This is a genomic window from Jiangella mangrovi, from assembly GCF_014204975.1.
GTDB classification, from domain to species: Bacteria; Actinomycetota; Actinomycetes; order Jiangellales; family Jiangellaceae; genus Jiangella; species Jiangella mangrovi.
On sequence record NZ_JACHMM010000001.1, the window covers coordinates 1259004 to 1278816 of the forward strand.

The 19813-nt window shown below is 72.3% G+C and carries 18 protein-coding genes and 1 tRNA gene; 11 read left to right on the plus strand and 8 right to left on the minus strand.

Annotation, left to right across the window (positions count from 1 at the left end; translation table 11 throughout):
• Positions 1 to 5: 5 nt before the first annotated feature.
• Positions 6 to 2768, plus strand: coding sequence for a BTAD domain-containing putative transcriptional regulator (locus HD601_RS05810; protein ID WP_184820137.1), 2763 nt, complete (start codon positions 6 to 8; stop codon positions 2766 to 2768).
• Here the strand turns inward: HD601_RS05810 and HD601_RS05815 are convergent.
• Positions 2704 to 3033 carry a twin-arginine translocase TatA/TatE family subunit gene (locus tag HD601_RS05815; protein ID WP_184820139.1) on the minus strand — a complete coding sequence of 110 codons (330 nt, stop codon included), beginning with the start codon at positions 3031 to 3033 and terminating at the stop codon, positions 2704 to 2706. The genes HD601_RS05810 and HD601_RS05815 overlap by 65 nt on opposite strands.
• Positions 3034 to 3200: 167 nt before the next feature.
• On the opposite strand from HD601_RS05815, the gene HD601_RS05820 reads away from it, so the two are divergent.
• The 5 genes from HD601_RS05820 to HD601_RS35440 all read left to right on the plus strand — a co-directional run bounded on the left by HD601_RS05820 (position 3201) and on the right by HD601_RS35440 (position 8133).
• Positions 3201 to 3545: a hypothetical protein gene (locus HD601_RS05820; protein WP_184820141.1), complete on the plus strand. Its 345-nt coding sequence runs from the start codon at positions 3201 to 3203 to the stop codon at positions 3543 to 3545.
• Positions 3546 to 3629: 84 nt separating this feature from the next.
• The gene (secD, locus tag HD601_RS05825) at positions 3630 to 6239 is read left to right on the plus strand and encodes a protein translocase subunit SecD (protein WP_184820143.1); all 2610 of its coding nucleotides are present in this window, start codon (positions 3630 to 3632) and stop codon (positions 6237 to 6239) included.
• Between the two features lie 61 nt (positions 6240 to 6300).
• A tRNA-Thr gene (locus HD601_RS05830) sits at positions 6301 to 6374 on the plus strand.
• A 251-nt stretch (positions 6375 to 6625) separates the two neighbouring features.
• Positions 6626 to 7429 (plus strand): class I SAM-dependent methyltransferase, encoded by an 804-nt coding sequence (locus HD601_RS05835; protein ID WP_184820145.1) that lies wholly within the window; start codon positions 6626 to 6628, stop codon positions 7427 to 7429.
• A 32-nt stretch (positions 7430 to 7461) separates the two neighbouring features.
• A complete protein-coding gene (locus tag HD601_RS35440) occupies positions 7462 to 8133 on the plus strand; it encodes a phosphotransferase (RefSeq protein ID WP_221440569.1) in 672 nt (223 codons plus the stop codon).
• Here HD601_RS35440 and HD601_RS05845 read toward each other — a convergent pair.
• The 3 genes from HD601_RS05845 to HD601_RS05855 form a co-directional block, all read right to left on the minus strand.
• Positions 8093 to 9406, minus strand: a complete 1314-nt coding sequence (locus HD601_RS05845; RefSeq protein WP_184820149.1) for an MFS transporter — start codon at positions 9404 to 9406, stop codon at positions 8093 to 8095. The genes HD601_RS35440 and HD601_RS05845 overlap by 41 nt on opposite strands.
• A gap of 354 nt (positions 9407 to 9760) precedes the next feature.
• On the minus strand, positions 9761 to 10201 hold the full coding sequence (locus tag HD601_RS05850) for a CBS domain-containing protein (RefSeq protein ID WP_184820151.1): 441 nt from the start codon (positions 10199 to 10201) through the stop codon (positions 9761 to 9763).
• A gap of 96 nt (positions 10202 to 10297) precedes the next feature.
• Positions 10298 to 11335, minus strand: coding sequence for a LacI family DNA-binding transcriptional regulator (locus HD601_RS05855; protein WP_184820153.1), 1038 nt, complete (start codon positions 11333 to 11335; stop codon positions 10298 to 10300).
• A 180-nt stretch (positions 11336 to 11515) separates the two neighbouring features.
• Here HD601_RS05855 and HD601_RS05860 point away from each other — a divergent pair, with 180 nt between their 5' ends.
• The 3 genes from HD601_RS05860 (at position 11516) to HD601_RS05870 (ending at position 15409) form a co-directional block, all read left to right on the plus strand.
• The gene (locus tag HD601_RS05860) at positions 11516 to 12637 is read left to right on the plus strand and encodes an ABC transporter ATP-binding protein (RefSeq protein ID WP_184820155.1); all 1122 of its coding nucleotides are present in this window, start codon (positions 11516 to 11518) and stop codon (positions 12635 to 12637) included.
• A gap of 70 nt (positions 12638 to 12707) precedes the next feature.
• A complete protein-coding gene (locus tag HD601_RS05865) occupies positions 12708 to 13976 on the plus strand; it encodes a DUF4032 domain-containing protein (protein WP_184820157.1) in 1269 nt (422 codons plus the stop codon).
• 80 nt (positions 13977 to 14056) lie between these two features.
• Complete coding sequence (locus HD601_RS05870; protein WP_184820159.1) at positions 14057 to 15409, plus strand: LPXTG cell wall anchor domain-containing protein; 1353 nt, start codon at positions 14057 to 14059, stop codon at positions 15407 to 15409.
• 69 nt (positions 15410 to 15478) lie between these two features.
• Here HD601_RS05870 and HD601_RS05875 read toward each other — a convergent pair whose 3' ends face one another.
• Positions 15479 to 15850, minus strand: coding sequence for a YciI family protein (locus HD601_RS05875; RefSeq protein WP_184829490.1), 372 nt, complete (start codon positions 15848 to 15850; stop codon positions 15479 to 15481).
• A 142-nt stretch (positions 15851 to 15992) separates the two neighbouring features.
• Between HD601_RS05875 and HD601_RS05880 the strand changes: the two genes are divergently transcribed.
• On the plus strand, positions 15993 to 17591 hold the full coding sequence (locus HD601_RS05880; RefSeq protein WP_221440573.1) for an MFS transporter: 1599 nt from the start codon (positions 15993 to 15995) through the stop codon (positions 17589 to 17591).
• Between the two features lie 61 nt (positions 17592 to 17652).
• Here the strand turns inward: HD601_RS05880 and HD601_RS32985 are convergent, their stop codons facing one another.
• Both HD601_RS32985 and HD601_RS05885 read right to left on the minus strand, forming a co-directional pair.
• Complete coding sequence (locus HD601_RS32985; protein WP_221440575.1) at positions 17653 to 17811, minus strand: hypothetical protein; 159 nt, start codon at positions 17809 to 17811, stop codon at positions 17653 to 17655.
• Positions 17808 to 18197: a Fic family protein gene (locus tag HD601_RS05885; protein WP_221440576.1), complete on the minus strand. Its 390-nt coding sequence runs from the start codon at positions 18195 to 18197 to the stop codon at positions 17808 to 17810. Before HD601_RS05885 ends, HD601_RS32985 begins: the two co-directional genes overlap by 4 nt.
• 62 nt (positions 18198 to 18259) lie before the next feature.
• Between HD601_RS05885 and HD601_RS05890 the strand changes: the two genes are divergently transcribed.
• Positions 18260 to 19015, plus strand: coding sequence for a hypothetical protein (locus HD601_RS05890; RefSeq protein ID WP_184820161.1), 756 nt, complete (start codon positions 18260 to 18262; stop codon positions 19013 to 19015).
• On the opposite strand, the gene HD601_RS05895 is transcribed toward HD601_RS05890, so the two are convergent.
• The gene (locus HD601_RS05895) at positions 18997 to 19812 is read right to left on the minus strand and encodes a TrmH family RNA methyltransferase (RefSeq protein ID WP_184820163.1); all 816 of its coding nucleotides are present in this window, start codon (positions 19810 to 19812) and stop codon (positions 18997 to 18999) included. The genes HD601_RS05890 and HD601_RS05895 overlap by 19 nt on opposite strands.
• Position 19813 lies beyond the last annotated feature (1 nt).

Consider the following 19813-nt stretch of genomic DNA (forward strand, 5'->3'; position numbering starts at 1 on the left):
GAGGAGTGAGCACCCCAGTCGAGATCGACCTGCTCGGCCCCATGCGCCTGCGGGCCGGCGGGCGGCCGGTCGAGGTCACGACAGGCCGGCTGCGGGCGCTGATCGCGGTGCTGGCGCTGTCGGCCGGCCGCACGGTCACCGTCCAGCAGCTCGTCGCCGCGCTGTGGAGCGACGCCCTGCCGGCCAACCCGCGCCGCAGCGTGCAGACCTACGTCACCCGGCTGCGGACGCTGCTCGGCGCGGACCTCATCGAGACCTCCGCCACCGGCTACGTCCTGCATGCCGACGAGGCCGCCGTCGACGTGCTGCGGTTCGAGCGGCTGCTCGAGCGGGCCGACGGCAACGCCGACCCGCTGCGCCAGCGCGCCTGCCTCGCCGAGGCGCTCGAACTCTGGCGCGGCCGGCCGTTCGACGACGTGGACTCCGAGTGGTTGTCCGGCACGGAGGCCCCGCGGCTGGAGGAGCGCCATCTCGCGGCGCGGGAGCGGCGGATCACCCTCGACCTCGACCTGGGCCGGCCCGCGGACCTCGTCCCCGAGTTGCGCGAGCTCACCGCCGCCCACCCGCTGCGCGAGCCGTCCTGGGCGCTGCTGCTGGGTGCGCTGGAGCGCTCCGGGCGCCGGGCCGAGGCACTGGTGCAGTACGAGCGGGTGCGTGCGCGGCTGGTCACCGAACTGGGCACCGACCCCGGGCCGCAGCTGCAGGCGGTCTACGCGCGGCTGCTGGCCGAGCCGCCGCCGCAGACCAGGACGTCGGCCCGGCCGGTCCCCCGGCAGCTCCCGGCCGACGTGCCGGACTTCGTCGGCCGCGCCGACGCGCTGGCGCTGCTCGACCACGCCGCCACCACGGCACCCGTCGCGACCGTCTCCGGCACCGCGGGCGTCGGCAAGACGACATTGGCCGTGCACTGGGCGCACCGGGTCGCGGACCGGTTCCCCGACGGCCAGCTCTACGTCAACCTGCGCGGCTTCGACCCGGACCGGCCGCCCGTCGACCCGACCGACGCGATCCGCGGCTTCCTCGACGCGCTGCGGGTGCCGCACGAGCTGATCCCCGCCGACGCCGACGGCCAGGCCGCGCTGTACCGCAGCATGCTGGCCGGACGCCGCGTCCTGGTGCTGCTCGACAACGCCCGCGACGCCCGGCAGGCGCGGCCGCTGCTGCCCGGCTCGGCGGACTGCCTGACGCTGGTGACCAGCCGCGACCAGCTGATCGGACTGACGGCGACCGCCGGCGCCCGGGCCGTCACGCTGGACCTGCCGCCGGCCGCCGACGCCCGCGAGCTGGTGACCCGGCGCATCGGCGGCGACCGCGTCGCGGCCGAGCCGGACACCGTCGACGAGCTGGTCACCCTGTGCGCTCGGCTGCCGCTGGCGCTCGCCGTCGCCGCCGCCCGTGTCGCCGGCCAGCCCGAGTCGCTGGAATACCTGGTCGCGCAGCTGCGGGCGGCCAGCGGCGGGCTCGAGGCGTTCGCCGCCGACGACGCCACCATCGACCTGCGCTCGGTGTTCTCGTGGTCCTACGACGGCCTGAGCGGTCCGGCCGCGCGGCTGTTCCGGCTGGTCGGCTCCACGCCGGGCCCGGACATCGGCGCCCCCGCGGCCGCCGCCCTCGCCGACCAGGACGCCGACACCGTCCGGTCACTGCTGGGCGAGCTCACCCGGGCGCACCTGCTCACCGAGCACACGCCCGGGCGCTGGTCCGCGCACGACCTGCTGCGCGCGTACGCCCGCGAGCTGGCCGGACCGGGATCCCGCCCGGCGCTGGGCCGGCTGCTCGACCACTACCTCGCGACGGCGCTCCTGGCCAGCGGGTTCCTGCGCTCGGACCGCGAGACGTTCGAGCCGCAGCCGCCGCCGTCGGCGGCCCCGGACGTCGCCGAGCCGCTGCGCGGCGCCGACGCCGCCCGGGCCTGGTTCGCCGCCGAGCGGCGCACCCTGCTGGCCGCGGTCGACGCCGCCGCCGACCGCGGGTACCCCGTCCACGCCTGGCAGCTGGCCTGGGCACACACCATCGACCTGGACTGGCGCGGCCGGTGGCGCGACATCGCCCGCGTCAACGGCTCGGCGCTGCTGGCCGTCCGCGAGCTCGACGACACCGAGGCCGAAGCGCACCTGCACCGGCTGCTCGGCCGCGCCCACGGCTACCTCGACCGGCACGACGACGCGCGCGCCCACCTGGAACGGGCCCTGGAGCTGTACGCGGCCCGCGGCGACCTCGTCGGGCAGGCCCGCACGCAGCGATCGCTGGGCGTGGTCAAGGAGCGCACCGGGCGGCACGAGGAGTCGCTCGACCACGACCTCGCCGCGCTGGAGCTGTTCCGCCGCATCGGCCAGCCGGCTGGGCTGGCAGGCGCACTCAACGCCGTCGGCTGGGCGCACGCCATGCTCGGGCGGTACCAGCGGACACTGGAGTTCGCCGGCCAGGCGCTGACCGCGTTGCAGGGCCTGGACGACCGGCTCGCCGAAGCGGCCACGTGGGACACCCTCGGCTTCGCCCACCACCGGCTCGGCGCGTACGACCGCGCCGTCGACTGTTTCGAGCACGCGCTGGACCTGCTGCGCGAGCTCGGCGGGCTGTACTACGAGGTCGTGACGCTGCGCAAGCTCGCCGACAGCCACGAGGCGGCCGGCGACGACACGGCCGCACGGCGAGCGCGCGACCTGGCCGACGCCGGCCTCGCGGAACTGGGCGAGCTGCCTGCTACTGCGCCGGGCGGGCCTGCGGCTCGGCCGGAGCGGCAGCCGGCGCGGCCGGGGTCTCGGTAGCGGCCGACGGGGCCTCGGCAGCCGGAGCAGGGGTCGCCTGCGCGGCCTCTGCCTGGGCGGTCGGTGCCTGGGCGGGAGCCGGCGCCGGGTTCACGATGACGGCGTTCGACGCATCGCTGTCGGCAGGCTTGGCCGCCATCTCGGTCTTGAAGATCTTCAGCGACTGGCCGATGCCGCGGGCCATCTCGGGCATCCGCTTCGCCCCGAAGAGCAGGAAGATGACGATGAGGCCGATGATCAGCTCAGGCGTACCGATACTAGGCATTGGGTCACTTCTTCCCTGACAGGTACGGGTCCTCCTTATCGTACGCCCCCGGGGTAGCGGGTATGGTTGGCGCGGTTCGGGGACGGATCGTCATGTGCCCCTGCGACGGCGTGTCAGGAGGTCGAACAGTGTCCGGTCACCGCTCCGGAGGCCGCGCGGGCAGCCGCGTGCTCCGGAAGACCTGGACGCTCCCCGCCATCCTGCTCTCCGGCGCCCTCATGCTCATCTCGTCCGGCCCGCCGGCCGCCGCGTCGGCCGACCGCGCGGGTGGCGACCGATACCCGTCGGCCTCCGCCGTCGCCGGTGCCGACGACGTCCCGGACACCGTCGCCGTCGCCGCCGGCGGCACCGCCAAGCTCGGCTACGCGCCGCCCGCGCCCGCGAGCACCGTCGTCGGGCCGCTCGATCTCTTCCTCGTCGACGCCGGCTCCGGTCCGGCCGACCGGGTGCCCGCGGACTCCGCGTGGACGCCCACCGATCCGCAGCGCGGCCCGCCCGCGACCCAGCAGTAGACGTCCCCTGCCTTCCTCGCCCGACGGCGCGCCGGCCTGTGCCAGCGCCGCCGGGTACGCCCTTTGGAGACTCCTGTGGATCGCATGACCGCGCTCTACCTCGTCGGCGGTGCGACGGCCGTCATCCTGGTCACGTACGCACTGTTCAGACGGCGCGCGAAGAAGCGCGGCGACGGCGCGTCCGACGGCGGCCGCGCGGCCCGCGCCGTCACCGCCCTGCTGGTGCTGGCCGGCTCCGCCTTCGTCACCCTCACCGCCTCCCCGAACCTCGGCCTCGACCTCGAGGGCGGTGCGCAGATCGTCCTCGAGACGCAGAGCACCGACACCGTCGAGGCCAACGCCGAGTCCACCGACCGCGCCCTCGAGGTGCTGCGGCGCCGGGTCGACGCCCTCGGCGTCTCCGAACCGTCGCTCAGCCGGTCCGGCGACCGGCGCATCATCGTCGAGCTGCCCGGGGTCTCCGACCCGCGCGAGGCCGCCGACGCCCTGGGCCAGACCGCCCAGCTGACGGTGCACGCCGTCACCGGCTACGACACCTCCGGCCTGCCTCCGGTGGAGACACCTGCTCCGGGTGAGACGCCGCCCGCGACCCCGCCGGCCGAGACGCCGCCGGCCACGCCACCCGCCACGCCGCCCGCCACCGAGGGCAGCGTCGGCGGCGCCATCGAGCCTTCGACCTCCACCGGCGACACCGGCACCGACGTGCTCGCCGGCACCACCCCGGCACCCACCGACCCGGCCGCCCCGGCCGAGACGCCCGCACCCGGCGAGACCCCGGCGCCCGGCGGCGAGGACCAGCTGGTGCTGCCGGACGAGTCCGGCCAGCCGCTGCTGCTCGCCCCGACGGCCATGACCGGCGAGGAGATCGACGGCGCCGACGCCATCTTCGACGTCCAGCGCGGCGGCTGGCTCGTCACCCTCGACTTCACCGGCAACGGCGGCGACACCTGGGCCAACCTGACCAGCGAGGCCGCCTGCCAGCCCGACGGCGACCCCCGCCGGCGCATCGCGATCGTCCTCGACGAGACCGTCATCTCCTCGCCCAACGTCACCACCAGCGTCCAGTGCGGCGTCGGCATCCGCGGCGGCCAGACCGAGATCACCGGCGACTTCTCCGAAGAGGAGGCGAAGGACCTCGCCGCCCTGGTCGAGGGCGGCGCGCTCCCCGTCGACGTCACCACCGTCGAGCAGCGCGTCGTCGGCCCGACGCTCGGTGACGAGGCCATCGAGGCCAGCGCCTGGGCGGCGATCATCGGCATGGCCGCCACCGCCATCTTCATCGGCATCGCGTACCGCATGGTCGGCCTCATGGCCATCCTGGCGCTCGTCGGATACGCCGGCATCGCCTACGCGGCACTGAGCGTGCTGGGGGCGACGTTGACGCTGCCCGGCCTCGCCGGCTTCGTCCTGGCCATCGGCATGGCCGTCGACGCGAACGTCCTGATCTTCGAACGCGCCCGAGAGGAATACGTCGACGGCACGACGAAGAGCCTGCGGGGCGCGGTCCAGAACGGCTTCAAGAACGCGCTGTCCGCCATCGCCGACTCCAACGTCACCACGCTGCTGGCCGCCGGGCTGCTGTTCTTCCTGGCCTCCGGCCCGGTCCGTGGCTTCGGCGTGACGCTGACCATCGGTGTGCTGGCATCGCTGCTGTCGGCGCTGGTTCTGAGCCGGGTGCTGTGCGAGTGGGTGGCCGACCGCCGCTGGCTGCGCGAGCACCCGCATGCCAGTGGCCTGGCCCACCACGGCCGGGTCCGGCTGTGGCTGCGCGAGCGCAACCCGCAGCTCATGACCCGGCCGCTCCGCTGGCTTCTGATCTCCGCGGTCGCGGTCGTGCTCGCCGTCGGCGGCATCGTCGTCCGCGGTCTCGAGTTCGGCATCGAGTTCACCGGCGGCCGGCTGGTCGAGGTGTCCACGACCGAGCCGATCGACGTCGACGACGCCCGCGCCGCCGTGGCCGACGCCGGGTTCCCGACCGCCATCGTCCAGGAGTCCGGCGACGACGACATCACCGTCCGGGCCAGTGACATGTCCGACGACCAGGCGGCCGCCGTCATCGAGGCGATCGGCGAGCTCGGCGGCGGCTCCGAACTGGTCCGCGACGAGCTGATCGGACCCAGCCTCGGCGACGAGCTGCAGCGCAACGCGCTCATCGCGCTGGGGGTGGCGCTGGCGGCACAGCTGGCGTACCTCGCCATCCGGTTCCGCTGGACGTTCGGCACCGGCGCCGTCGTGGCGCTGTTCCAGAACGTCGTGGTCACCGTCGGCATCTTCGCGTGGATCGGCAAGCCGCTCGACGGCATCTTCCTCGCGGCCCTGCTGACGATCATCGGTTACAGCGTCAACGACGCCGTCGTCGTGTTCGACCGCATCCGCGAGACGTGGACCCGCAAGGACGGCGAGAAGTTCAGCGACGTCTCCAACACGGCCATCCTCAACACCCTGCCGCGGTCGGTGAACACCGGCGCCAGCACCTTGTTCATCCTCATCGCCCTGCTCATCCTGGGCGGCGACTCGCTGTCCGACTTCGCTCTGGCTCTCGTCCTGGGCATCGTGATCGGTACGTACTCGTCGAACTTCACGGCCGTGCCGCTCACGATCCTGCTCGAGGACAAGCAGCCGGCTCCGCCGCCGGCCCCGAAGAAGGTCGACAAGCGCAGCCGCGAAGACCCGAACTACGGCGCCGTCGTCTGACGGCGCCCCCGCCCGACGCAGTGGAGGGGACGGTGCCCGCTCGGGTACCGTTTCCTCTCCTGCCCGAATAGCTCAGCTGGTCAGAGCAACCGCCTTGTAAGCGGTAGGTCGTCGGTTCGAATCCGACTTCGGGCTCCGCAAGAATCGACCAATCTCCAGAGGTTCTCCGCGTTCAATCGTCCAGGAATCTCACCGATCCGCGAAGTTCTGCGCCGGACGAGTGCAACGCCTGCCCCTTCACACAACGGTGTGAGATCGCTGCGCCGAGTGTGTGAAGGAACTGTGGTCGGGGCGACAGCATCGCCACACCGATCCTGGATGACCATCGTGGGTGGTCGCGGGAAACTCGGATGCCGCGCCGGGGCCGCCATGGCACGATCCTCGCCATGGCGGACCGGGAGCTGCGCACGATCTTCGACGAGGACGCCGAGCTCTACGACCGCTGCCGGCCGGGCTATCCGGAGACGATCTTCGACGACCTCGCCGAGCTGGCCGGTTTGGCGCCCGGACGCCGCGTGGTCGAGATCGGGCCGGGGACCGGGCAGGCGACCCGCCGGCTGGTGGCGCACGGCACCGAGGTGGTCGCCGTCGAGCTGGGGGCGAACCTCGCGGCGGTGCTGCGCGAACGGACCGCGGGGCAGCCGGTCGAGGTGGTGGAAGCGGCGTTCGAGCACTGGTCGGCGGGTGCGCCGGTGGCCTCGGCCGACCTGGTCGCGTCGTTCACGGCCTGGCACTGGCTGGACCCCGGCATTCGAGGCGAACGCGTGGCGCGAGTACTGCGGCCCGGCGGCGCGCTGGCCACGGTGACGACCGAGCACGTGCTCGGCGGCACGGCGGACTTCTTCGCCCACGTGCAGGACTGCTACGAGCGCTGGGACCCGGCCACCCCGCCCGGTCTGCGGCTCACCCCGGCCGACGACATCGCGCCCATCACCGATGAGGTCGACGACTCGCCGCTGTTCCAGCCGGCCGTCCGCCGCCGCTACCGCGCCGACGTCACCTACGACCGGCAGGGCTACCTCGACCTGCTGTCGACGTACTCCGGGCACCGCGCTCTCCGGCCCGACCTGCGCCGCGGGCTGTTCGACTGCATCGGCGGCCTGATCGACGGGAGGTACGGCGGCCACATCACCAAGGCCTACCTCTACGAGCTCAGGGTCACCCGCACGTGGCCGTCGAAGAGCCACTGACCGGCGGCCGCCTCACGCCGGGAGTCGTCCGCGTGGGAGACACGGTCCGCAGGCCCATCGGTTCGCATTCCGAGTTCACCGCGGCGCTGCTCCGCCTGCTCGAAGAACGTGGCTTCGACGGCGCACCCCGCCACCTGGGCACCGATGCCGCCGGCCGCGACATCCTGAGCTTTCTGGACGGCGAGGTCCCGGCCCGATTCCGCCCGTGGGCCGACGACCAGGTGCACGCCGCCGCGGCGCTGCTGCGCCGCTTCCACGACGCGACTCGCGGAAGCCGGCTGACCGGCCCGGATCCCGTCGTCTGCCATCACGACCCCGGCCCCAACAACACCGTCTTCCGTGCCGAGCTGCCGGTCGCGCTCATCGACTTCGACCTCGCCGCGCCGGGCGAGCCGCTCGAGGACGTCGGCTACCTGGCGTGGACCTGGTGCGTCTCGTCAAAGGATTCCGCACCGAGCCCTGATGTGCAGGCCCATCAGCTGTGGATCGCGGCCGACGGATACGGCCTCGACCGCGAGCAGCGGCAGGGGCTGGTCGACGCCATGCTCGAGCGCCAGGAACGCAACGCGCGGTGGTGGGCCGCCTGCACCGAGCCCGCGGCGCCGGAGCGCGCGGCGTGGTCGTGGCGCGAGCACGCCTTCACCCGCGCCCACCGCGAGAGGTTCACGGCTGGTCTCGGCGTCGACGGCGGCGGGCGGCGATGACGTCGCGGATCGGCGGGACGACGACGCCGCTCTCGGCCATGCGGCGGCGGGCCAGCCGGCGTGAGCGCAGGATCCCGATCAGCCCGATCGCCCACATGACGTACTGCACGCACATCGCGACCCGGAAGTCGCCCAGGTCGTAGGACGTCGAGCCGCCCGAGCGGGCATCGAGCACGAGGCCGATCGCCAGGATCGTCAGCAGCGAGGCCAGGAAGCCTCCCACGTTGACGATGCCCGTGGCGGTGCCGAGCCGGTTCGGCGGGTTGAAGGTGCGGGCGAAGTCGAAGCCGATCATCGAACCGGGGCCGCTGAGCGCCATCGACAGCACCAGCAGGACCAGCAGCCAGCCCGGCGCGCGGCCGGACAGCAGCAGGACGGCGGTCCAGGCGGCCGCGTTCGCGACCACGATCCCGAGCACCAGCCACGAGCGGCGCAGCGGATGCCGTTGCACCATGACACCGATGACCGGCCCCGCGACGACGCCGGCGAGCACCGTCAGCGTCAGCAGGGCGCCGGCGGCGGTCTCGGACAGCCCCTCGCCGGACACCAGGAACGGGAAGCCCCACATCAGCGCGAACACCGTGCCGGAGAACTGCGTCGTGAAGTGGGTCCACAGCCCCAGTCGCGTGCCCGGGTGCCGCCAGGCCTTGACGAGATCCGCACCGAGGTGGCGCATCGAGCGGTCCTGCACCGGCTGGGCGCGCGCCGACGGGGTGTCGCGCAGCGCGGCAGCGGCGAGGACGCACACCAGGACGCCGGTCGCGGCCGCGGAGCCGAACGCCGCGCTCCACCCGTAGGAGTGCAGGACGAGGACGAAGGGGACGGCGGACAGGATCTGACCGGACTGCCCGACCAGGCCGGTGAGCTGCGTCATCACCGGCACCCGGCCGGGCGGGAACCAGGCCGACACGATGCGCAGCACGCTCACGAACGTCAGTGCGTCGCCCATGCCGACGAGGACGCGGCCCGCCGCGGCCATGGGGACCGACTCCGCCACCGCCAGCAGCAGCTGTCCCGCCGCCATGAGCAGTGCGCCGGCGATGACCAGCCGGCGGCCGCCGACGCGGTCGAGCAGCAGGCCGATGGGGATCTGCAGCCCCGCGTAGACCACCAGCTGCAGTACGACGAACGACGCGAGCACGCTGGCCGACACGTCGAACCGGTCGGCGGCGTCGAGCCCCGCCACCCCGAACGTGGTGCGGTGCATGACCGCGACGATGTACGCGGATATGCCGACGGCCCAGATCATCCAGGCGCGGCGGGGAGTCGGCATCAGGGTTCCATTGTCCACCGTCGCCCGCCGTGGTGAACGCGAAGGACCCGGCACCCCAGGATGGGGCGCCGGGCCCTCCGGCTCCGGTCACGAGGGCATGTGACCATTCCGACTGCGGGTTTGATTTCAGGCGGTCCCCACAACCGGATGTGGCGGCTCGAAAACCACCACGTCCGAGAAATGCGCGGCTGCTCACAACGCATGACAATCTCGCGCAAATTTAGAACGGGCAAAGACTTCCAGAAATCGACTTGTCGTGCATGTCGACGCGCCCGGACCTGGGAACACGCTGACCGATTTGCCGCTTAACGTCGGGAAAGATCGGCCGATCGGTGGATAGAGGAATCAGACAATTCAGGTGGCCGCCGTGCGAATGTACGACGAGAGCGAATCGCGTTCCACCTCGAGCTCGGTGATGCGGATCTTCACGACGTCGCCGATGCTGACGATGCCGTCGAGCCGGCCGTCGTCGGCGACCACCGGCATGTGCCGGAATCGGCCCAGCGTCATGGCGGCGGCGAGCTCGTCGATGTGCGCACCGGACGCACAGGTCTGGACCTCGGCGGTCATGATGGCCGAGACCGGCTCGGAGAGGACGGTGGCGCCGCGCTCGGCCAGCGCGCGCACGATGTCGCGCTCGGAGGCGATGCCGTCGATGGTGGTGCCGTCGGCCGACACCACGACGGCGCCGATCCGGTTCTCGGCCAGGACGGTGAGAAGGGTGCGGACGTCGGTATCGGGCGGCACCGTCACGACGGACCTGCCTTTGGTCCGGATGATGTCGGAGATGCGCATCGGGGGCCTCCTCGCCGGCTCGGAGTACTCCTGGTGCCTTTGAACCGTACGGTGTTCGCGCCGATCCGGAAAGGCTTCTGAACGGGTGAGGGTGATTTACCCCGGAACCTCCACCCCATGAGCGCCCGCCGGCGCGGCCCCCGTCGAGCCGCGCACCACCAGCTCCGGTGTGAACAGCAGTTCCGACCGGTCGGCGGGCACGCCCGCGATCTGCTCCATCAGCACCTGGACGGCCGCGGCCGCCATGGCCGGCACCGCCTGCCGGACGGTGGTCAGCGGCGGGTCGGTGAACGGGATGAGCGGGGAGTCGTCGTAGCCGATGACGGAGACGTCGCCCGGCACCGACAGCCCGCGCTGGCGGACCGCCCGCACCGCGCCGAGCGCCATGAGGTCCGACCCGCACACGATGCCCGTGCAGCCGGCGTCGAGCAGCTGCGAGGCGCAGGCCCGTCCGCCCTCGACCGTGAAGAACGAGGTCGCGACCAGTCCCTCGGGCGACGGCGCCCCGGCGACCCCGCGCAACGCCCGCGTGAACCCCTCGATCTTCCGCGCAGCCGGGACGAACCGGCGCGGCCCGATGGCCAGGCCGATGCTCCGGTGCCCGAGCGAGACCAGGTGCTGCACGGCGAGCTCGGCCGCCGCGACGTCGTCGGTGGAGACGAAGGGCGCGTCGAGCCCGGCCACGAACCCGTTGACCAGAGCGATGGGCAGCCCCAGCTCGCGCAGCCGGTGATAGCGGGCGGGGCTCGCGGTGCTGTCGGCGTGCAGCCCGGAGACGAACAGGATGCCGGCGACGCCGCGGTCGAGGAGCATCTCGACGTACTCGTCCTCGGTGACTCCGCCGGGCGTCTGCGTGCACAGCAGCGGCGTGTACTCGCGCTGCGCCAGGATCGTCTCGATGACCTGCACGAACGCCGGGAAGACGGGGTTCTCGAGCTCCGGCACGATCAGCCCGATGAGCCCGGCGCTGGTCGAGCGCAGCCGGCTCGGCCGCTCGTAGCCCAGCACGTCGAGCGCCGCCAGCACCGCCTGCCGCGTCTGCGCGGCCACGCCGGGCTTGGCGTTGAGCACCCGGCTGACCGTCGCCTCGCTGACGCCGGCGTGCTGGGCGACGTCGCTGAGCCGCACCGTCATGAACGGACGGTACCGTGCAGCTGGTCGTGACCTACGTCACGCCCGGGTGACGCAGCGCACGTCGACCTATAGTGTCTCGTAACACCCGCAACCTCTCGGAAACCTGCGGGACAACTTCATACCTCGTCCACTTCACAACGGATCGTCCGGCACGTACCTGCCGGTGAAGGGAAATCAACGATGGCTACGGTCACGTTCGACAAGGCAACCCGGATCTACCCGGGCACCGACAAGCCGGCGGTCGACGCTCTCGATCTCGCCATCGAGGACGGGGAGTTCCTCGTTCTCGTCGGCCCCTCCGGTTGCGGCAAGTCCACCAGCCTCCGCATGCTGGCCGGCCTCGAAGAGGTCGACGGCGGCGCCATCCGCATCGGCGACCGCGACGTCACCCACATGCCGCCCAAGGACCGCGACATCGCGATGGTCTTCCAGAACTACGCGCTGTACCCGCACATGACGGTGGCCGACAACATGGGCTTCGCGCTCAAGATCGCCGGCACCCCGAAGGACGAGATCCGCCGCCGCGTCGGCGACGCCGCGAAGCTGCTCGACCTCACCGAGTACCTCGACCGCAAGCCGAAGGCCCTCTCCGGTGGTCAGCGCCAGCGTGTCGCCATGGGCCGCGCCATCGTGCGTGAGCCGCAGGTGTTCCTCATGGACGAGCCGCTGTCGAACCTCGACGCGAAGCTGCGTGTCTCGACCCGTACGCAGATCGCCTCGCTGCAGCGCCGGCTCGGCATCACCACCGTCTACGTCACGCACGACCAGGTCGAGGCCATGACCATGGGCGACCGCGTGGCGGTGCTCAACGCGGGCCTGCTGCAGCAGGTCGACAGCCCGCTGGGCCTGTACGACAAGCCGTCCAACGTGTTCGTCGCCGGCTTCATCGGCTCGCCGGCCATGAACATCGCGACCTTCGACGTCAAGGACGGCCGCGCCGTGCTGGGCGACGCCAACGTCCCGATCCCGGCGTCCATCTCCGCCAAGGTCGCCGAAGAGGGCTCCAACACCGTCACCCTGGGCTTCCGGCCCGAGTCCCTCACGCCGGCCTCGGCCGAGGAGATCGGCGGCATCCCGGTGCTCGTCGACGTCGTCGAGGAGCTCGGCTCCGACGCCTACGTCTACGGCCGCCCGGCCGGCCCGGCCGCCGACGTGCAGGCCGACCGCCTGCGCAGCGACCAGATCATCGCGCGGGTCGAGCCCCGCAACGCGCCGCAGAAGGGCGAGAAGATCAACTTCACCGTCCGCCAGGGCAGCGAGCACTTCTTCTCGGTCAAGACGGGCGAGCGCCTCGAGCCCTGATCCACGCCTCTGAGCACCACCTGATCGACTGACGGCGAGGGTCCGCGGCTCCGTACGGGACAATGTCCCCATGGAGCTTCGGATCCTCGCCGCACCACGCGAGCAGCAGGCGCTCCTCGACCTGCCGTGGGACATGCCGCTCGAGCAGTGGCCCGAGTGGTACCTGGTCGCGCTCCCCCGCGGCATCTCTCGGCACGTCGTCCGCTTCACCCGGCTCGGCGGCAACGTCTACGCGCTCAAAGAGATCGTCAAGCCGTTCGCCGACCGCGAGTACCAGATGCTGCGCGACCTCGCCCGGCTCGACGTCCCCGCGGTGCAGGCCGTCGGCGTCGTCAGCGGCCGCGAGGCCCCTGACGGCTCGTCGCTCGACTCCGTCCTCGTCACCCGGCACCTGCAGTTCTCCCTGCCCTACCGGGCGCTGTTCGCCCGCATGATGCGCCGCGACACCGTCGACCGCCTCATCGACGCCCTCGTCGTCCTCATCGCCCGGCTGCACCTCACCGGCTTCTACTGGGGCGACTGCTCGCTCTCGAACACGCTGTTCCGCCGCGACGCCGGGGCGTTCGCCGCGTACCTCGTCGACGCCGAGACCGGCGAGCTGCACAACTCCCTCAGCGACGGTCAGCGGGCCCACGACCTCGACACCGCGCGCACGAACATCGCCGGCGAGATGATGGACCTCCTCGCCGCCGGCCAGCTCGACAAGACCGTCGACCCCATCGCCGTCAGCGACCAGGTGGTCGAGCGGTACGAGGCGCTGTGGACCGAGCTGACGGAGTGGGAGGCGTTCGACGTCAACGAGCGCTGGCGCATCGCGCGGCGGGTCGACCGCCTCAACGAGCTGGGCTTCGACGTCGACGAGCTCGACATCGTCACCGACATCGGCGGGCGCACCATCCGGGTGCAGCCGAAGGTCGTCGACCCCGGGCACCACTCGCGCCGGCTGCTCCGGCTCACCGGCATCGACGCTCAGGAGAACCAGGCCCGCCGGCTGCTCAACGACCTCGACACCTACGCCGCGGTCACCGACCAGCAGGGCGAGGACGAAGAGATCGTCGCCAACGCCTGGGTCATGGACGGCTACGAGCCGGTGCTGCGGGCCATCCCGCGCGAGTTGCGCGGCAAGCTCGAGGGCCCTGAGATCTTCCACGAGGTGCTCGAGCACCGCTGGTACCTCTCCGAGCAGCACGGCCGCGACGTGGGCCTCGAGGAGGCCGCGCGCGACTACGCCGAGAACGTGCTGCGGCACAAGCCGGACGAGCTGGCCATCCTGGGCGGCACCAGCGCCGAGCCCGACACCACCCAGCCGTTCCGCATCACCTGGAACGACCTCCAGTAATCCCACCTGTTAGGGTGCTGCGCGCGGGCACATGAACATGGGAAGACTGGATGAGGCACCACACCATACGTACCCGCAGTGTGTTCGCTCTCGCGGCCGCCGCTTCGGGCGCCGTTCTCGTTCTCGCCGCGGCGGGCTCGGCGAGCGCCCAGGACGTGCCGCTCACCACTGAGAACCCTCGGCCCAACTCCGCCCCACTGACCGGCGGCGACGCGGCCTATGAATACGCTCCGACGATCATCGCCGAGAACGGCGTGTACCGCATGTGGTACTGCGCGCAGGACCCGCAGGGCGCCGTGCCCGGCGACGACATCCTGTACGCGGAGTCCTCGAACCTGAACGGGCCGTTCACCGCTCCCGGCGGGGGCGACCCGCTCATCGTCTTCGAGGGCCGCGGCGACGGCAGCTTCGACGGGCAGCACACCTGCGACCCGTCGATCGTCAAGGCCGACGGCACCTACTACATGTACTACGGCGCGGCGGTGAACGACGGCGCCACCACCATCGGCGTCGCCCGCAGCTCCGACGGCCTGAGCTGGGAGCGCATGGTCACCGCGCCCATCATCGCGCCGGCGAACCAGCAGGACACCGGCAACGACTACGGCGCCGGCCAGCCCAGCGCGGTCTACCTCGACGGGCAGTTCTACCTGATCTTCACCGACACCACCGGTGCGGGCGCGCTGGCCAGCAACGGCGCCGGCCAGTTCGCGTGGCGCTCGTCCGACCCGACGTTCGCCACCGGCACCGAGGTGTTCACGGCCGAGGGCTGGCAGGCGAGCACGCCGGAGAACAACCGGAGCTTCTCCGTCGCCAACGCCTTCTCGGCCGACTGGCAGTACTCCGACGAGCTCGAGTCGTTCATCATCGCCCACAACAACGACGCCGGCCGCACCACGCTGACGTTCCTGGGCACCGAGAACCTCGCCGAGCACCCGTACGCCCCGGTGAACATCGAGGGCGTCTGGGTCGAGGGGCCGGGCGTCGTGTCGCTGCCGGACAAGCACGCCGTCGACGACGGCGCCGAGGAGTGCGGGCGGGTGCCGGTCGACGTCATCCACTCCAGCCGGGCCGACGGCGTCCCGCCGCAGGACCTCGTGCACAAGGGCATCGACCTCGTCGCTCCGATCGACTGCGAGACGCCGACGCCGACCCCCACCGAGGACCCGACGGACGAGCCGACCGAGGACCCGACCGACGAGCCCACGGACGAGCCCACCGAGGAGCCGACCCAGGAGCCCACGGACGAGCCGTCCGAGAGCCCCACGCCCACGCAGGAGCCGACCGAGGACCCGACCCCGTCGCCGTCGCCCACCGATGACGACGACCTGCCCGACACCGGCGCCGGCGGCACCGGCCTGCTGGTGACGCTCGGCGCGGCCCTCGTGGCCGGGGCGGCGCTGCTGTACCGCTACCGCCGCGGCACGGTCGCCTGACGCGAGGACGCACGACAGCACGAGCACGCACGAGGGGCGGGTCACCACACGGTGGCCCGCCCCTCGCCGTCAGATGCGGTAGGGCGCCTCGCCTCGGACGAGGTCGGTGACCTCTTCGTTCACGGGCCGGATCTCGACCGCCCCGCCGGCGCCGCACGGAATGCGCGCCGCGATGGCCGCCGCCTCCTCGGGCGTCTCGCACTCGACCAGGTAGTAGCCGGCCAGCAGCTCCTTGGCCTCGATGAACGGCCCGTCGGTGACGGCGGGCGCCTCGCCCCGCGACGACAACCGGACCGTCCGCACGCCGTCGTTCTCGCGCAGCGCGGCCGAGCTGAGCACCGTCCCCGACGCGTCGAGCTCCTTGAACAGCGTCATGTGCCCCTGCAGGCGCGCCTCGGCGTCGAGGTCGGGGCCGGTGGCGGTGTTGTAGATGAGCAGCATGTACTTCACGGGTCCACCCTCTCACGGCAGCTGTGTGACCCAGGTCACATGAAGTCGTCGCCAGCCGGTGTCGAAATCGCCGCGGCCACCGCGACGTACCGGGTGACAGCGCGATCGAGAAGGATCTGAGAGAGGGATCATCGTGACGACCATCGACACCGCAGCCCCCATCGAGCGGGCCGGCAAGCGCGAGTGGATCGGCCTGGCCGTCCTGGCCCTGCCCACCCTGCTCCTCGCGCTCGACATGAGCGTGCTCTACCTGGCCCTGCCGCACCTGGCGGCCGACCTGCAGCCGACCAGCACCCAGCTGCTCTGGATCACCGACATCTACGGCTTCATGGTGGCCGGCTTCCTCATCACCATGGGCACCCTGGGCGACCGGATCGGCCGGCGCAAGCTCCTGATGATCGGCGCGGTCTTCTTCGCCGCCGCCTCGGTGGCTGCGGCCTGGGCCTCGAGCGCGGAGATGCTGATCGCCACCCGCACGGCGCTGGGCATCGCCGGGGCGACACTCATGCCGTCGACGCTGGGCCTCATCACCAACATGTTCAAGGACCCGAAGCAGCGCGGCGTCGCGATCGCGGTGTGGATGAGCTGCTTCATGGGCGGGACGGCGCTCGGCCCGGCCGTCGGCGGCGTGCTGCTCGAGGCGTTCTGGTGGGGCTCGGTGTTCCTGCTGGGCGTTCCGGTCATGGTCCTGCTGCTGGTCACCGGCCCGATCCTGCTGCCCGAGCACCGCAACCCCGACGCCGGCCGGCTCGACCTCGTCAGCGTGGGCCTGTCGCTGGGCACCATCCTCCCGGCCATCTACGGCCTCAAGGAGCTGGCGAAGGACGGCGTCAGCGCCACCGCCGTCGCCGCGATCGTCTTCGGTGTCGCCGTGGGTGTGGCGTTCGTCCGCCGGCAGCTGCGTCTGACCGACCCGCTGCTGGACCTGCGGCTGTTCCAGAACAAGCGCTTCACCTCGGCCCTGGGCATCTTCTCCGTCGGCGGGTTCGCGATGGGCGGCATCTTCCTCTTCGTCAGCCAGTACCTGCAGCTGGTCGAGGGCCTCTCGCCCCTGCAGGCCGGGCTGTGGCTGGTGCCGCCGTCGGTGGCGATGATCGGCGGGACGATGTTCGGCCCGGCGCTGAGCCAGCGCATCGGCACCGGCTGGGTGATCGGCGGCGGCATGGCCCTCGCGGGGATCGGCCTGCTCGTCATGACCCAGGCGGGCGCCACCGGCGGCCTCGGCCTGATCGTCAGCGGCCTGATCGTCGCCACCGTGGGCCTGGGCCCGGGCGCCGCTCTGACCGCCGACATCGTCGTCAGCTCCGCCCCGCCGGAGAAGGCCGGCTCCGCGGCCTCGGTCTCCGAGACCAGCGGCGAGTTCGGCATCGCGTTCGGCATCGCCGCCCTGGGCAGCCTGGGCACCGCGGTCTACCGCTCCGAGCTGGCCATCCCTGACGGCACCCCGGCCGAGCTGGCCACCGCCGCACAGGACTCGCTGGCCGGCGCCTCCGTGGCCGCCGCCCAGCTGCCCGGCGACGTGGCGGCGCCGCTGCTGGAGGCCGCTCGCGAGGCCTTCATGACCGGCCTGAACACGGTGGCGAGCATCGGCTCGGTCGCGATGATCGCCTTCGCGGTGGTCGGCGTGGTGCTCTTCCGCCGCTTCCAGCCGGCCGCACCCGTGGCCGAGGAGCCCGCCACCGACGAGCCGGTCGCGGACGCCGACCACGAGCCGGAGCCCGTCGCCGCCTGATCCCTTCACCACTCGCGCAGAGCTGGGTCCGGTCGATTCTCGACCGGCCCCAGCTCTCGTGTCATCCAATGAGGTCCAAGACCTCGCGCGCAATGTAGGCCGTCGCTCCTCGCTCGATGACCTTGGTGTGCAGGATGCCGGCCCGACGCAGCTCTTCCAACGCTGCAGTCGCCGCAGGGAACGAGACGTCGAGGATCCGCCTCAGCGTGGTCGCGGTCACGACCGGCGCTTCCGGGAACTGCGCCAGAAGACGCGCGACGGCTGCTCGGGCAGCAGCGAGGCGTGCAGGTCGACGATGCCCTCGACGGTCAGCAACTCAGCTTCGACCAGCTCTGTCGTCGAGCGGCGTACGACGGTCAGGTTGTTGGCGACGAGACGAGCCTGCTCGCTCACGCCCCTGACCGATTCCGACTGTCCCAACTCCGCGAGCGCCACCTGCTGCGGAGCGGACGCGATGCTCTCGATACGAGAGCTGGCGATCGCCTCGGAACGCAACAGGAACCGGGAGATGCCCGCAAGCCCGTCCGCGTCGGAGCCGTTGAGCACGCGGATGCCTCGCTCGACCCTGGTGACCTGCCGGGAGAGGTCGCCGCGGGAACGACGCAAGGATGCCGACGATGCACGACAGCCTTGCAAGGATCCGTACACCTGGCTGTTACGGTGCGTTCATGAAAGACCCGGCCGGCCGACTCCGGTTCATCACTCCACCGGCGCCTCTGGACGACGCCCGCTACGTCATCGGCCGGGCCCTGCTGCTGGTCAGCGCAGCCATCATGGCCCTGCACGCCGTCTCCGTCGTGGTACGGATCCGGACCCGGCCCGAGGCCGGCGCCCTGGCCGACGTCCTGGCGTTGCTGAACGGCGGCCACGAGCGCTCGCTGGCGAGCTGGTGGACCGCGGCGCTGCTGGTGACCTGCAGCGTGGCCGCTCTCCTCGCCGCCCGGCTCGCTCGCGGCGACGGCGACCCCCGCGCCGGGCGGGCCTGGGTGGTGCTGGCCGTCGTCTTCGCCCTGCTGTCGCTGGACGAGGCCGTCTCCCTGCACGAGCGCGGCGCCGAGTGGGCCGGCGCAGTCTTCGACTCCGGCTCGGTGCTGGCGCGGCTCGGCTGGACGCTCCCGGCCGCCGCGATCATCGTCGTCTCGCTCGCGGCGCTGGTGCCGGCCTTCCGGGCCATCCCGTCGCGCTCGCGCAGCATCATCGTCGCGGGGCTGGCCACGTCGATCGCGGGCGCCCTGGGCATGGAGGTCGTGAACGTCCTGCTGGTCGACGCCGGGGCGCGGTACCTGTGGCGGCACCTGGTCATGGCGATCGAAGAGGCGGCCGAGATGGCCGGCGTCGTGATCGCCCTGCTCGGGGTGCTGACCACCGTGCGGGTGAGCGGGACCGACCGCGGAGTGGCTCTGGCCTACGACGCCGGCCGCTGAGGATCCCGGCTGCGCTGGCGCAGCGCCTCGTAGAGGACGACGGCGCCAGCGGCGGCCGCGTTGAGCGAGCTGGCGCCGCCGGTCATGGGGATCCGGACCGTCACGTCGCAGCCGTCGCGCCACGCTCGGCTCATGCCGGTGGTCTCGTTGCCGATGACGACGACGGCGGCAGCGGTCAGCGGGGCGGCGGGCAGCTCGACGTCGCCGGACTCGTCGGTGCCGATGACCGTCGCGCGCCCCGTGGCCCAGTCCAGCAGCGGCGCCGGGCCGCTGAGCCGCAGCACCGGCAGCGAGAAGATCGACCCGGTGCTGGCCCGCACGGACTGCGGGTCCCACGGGTCCGCCGCGTGCCCCGTCACCACGACGGCGTGAGCGCCCAGCGCGTCGGCCGAGCGCACGAGCGACCCGATGTTGCCGGGCGACGACGGCCGGTCGAACGCCACGACCAGCGCGTCCGGCACCTCCGGAAGCGCGGCCACGTCGTCGGAACCGGGATGGCGGACGACGGCGAGCAGCTCCGGCGCGCCGTCGGAGCGCTCCCCCAGCTCGGCCAGCAGGTCCGGCGCCACCCGGGTCACCGGCGCCAGGCCGGACGCCATGAGCTCCGCCGCCCACGACGAGGGCCGCGGCCGGCCGTCGAACAGCAGCGACACGAACGGCACCCCGGCCGCGACCGCCATGGAGATGGGCCGGACGCCCTGCACGATCAGCTCGCCGCTGGACTGCCGCTTCGCACGGTTGGTGAGCAGCGCCTGCCACTGCTGGAACGTGGCGTTGCGGCGTTCGACGGCCCGCACG

Excerpts from the sequence above, each read along its gene's own strand:
- HD601_RS05815 (WP_184820139.1), bottom strand. The coding sequence starts at position 3,033 with ATGCCTAGTATCGGTACGCCTGAGCTGATCATCGGCCTCATCGTCATC.
- secD (WP_184820143.1), top strand. The coding sequence starts at position 3,630 with ATGACCGCGCTCTACCTCGTCGGCGGTGCGACGGCCGTCATCCTGGTC.
- HD601_RS05835 (WP_184820145.1), top strand. The coding sequence starts at position 6,626 with ATGGCGGACCGGGAGCTGCGCACGATCTTCGACGAGGACGCCGAGCTC.
- HD601_RS05845 (WP_184820149.1), bottom strand. The coding sequence starts at position 9,406 with ATGCCGACTCCCCGCCGCGCCTGGATGATCTGGGCCGTCGGCATATCC.
- HD601_RS05850 (WP_184820151.1), bottom strand. The coding sequence starts at position 10,201 with ATGCGCATCTCCGACATCATCCGGACCAAAGGCAGGTCCGTCGTGACG.
- HD601_RS05855 (WP_184820153.1), bottom strand. The coding sequence starts at position 11,335 with ATGACGGTGCGGCTCAGCGACGTCGCCCAGCACGCCGGCGTCAGCGAG.
- HD601_RS05860 (WP_184820155.1), top strand. The coding sequence starts at position 11,516 with ATGGCTACGGTCACGTTCGACAAGGCAACCCGGATCTACCCGGGCACC.
- HD601_RS05865 (WP_184820157.1), top strand. The coding sequence starts at position 12,708 with ATGGAGCTTCGGATCCTCGCCGCACCACGCGAGCAGCAGGCGCTCCTC.
- HD601_RS05875 (WP_184829490.1), bottom strand. The coding sequence starts at position 15,850 with ATGCTGCTCATCTACAACACCGCCACCGGCCCCGACCTCGACGCCGAG.
- HD601_RS05890 (WP_184820161.1), top strand. The coding sequence starts at position 18,260 with ATGAAAGACCCGGCCGGCCGACTCCGGTTCATCACTCCACCGGCGCCT.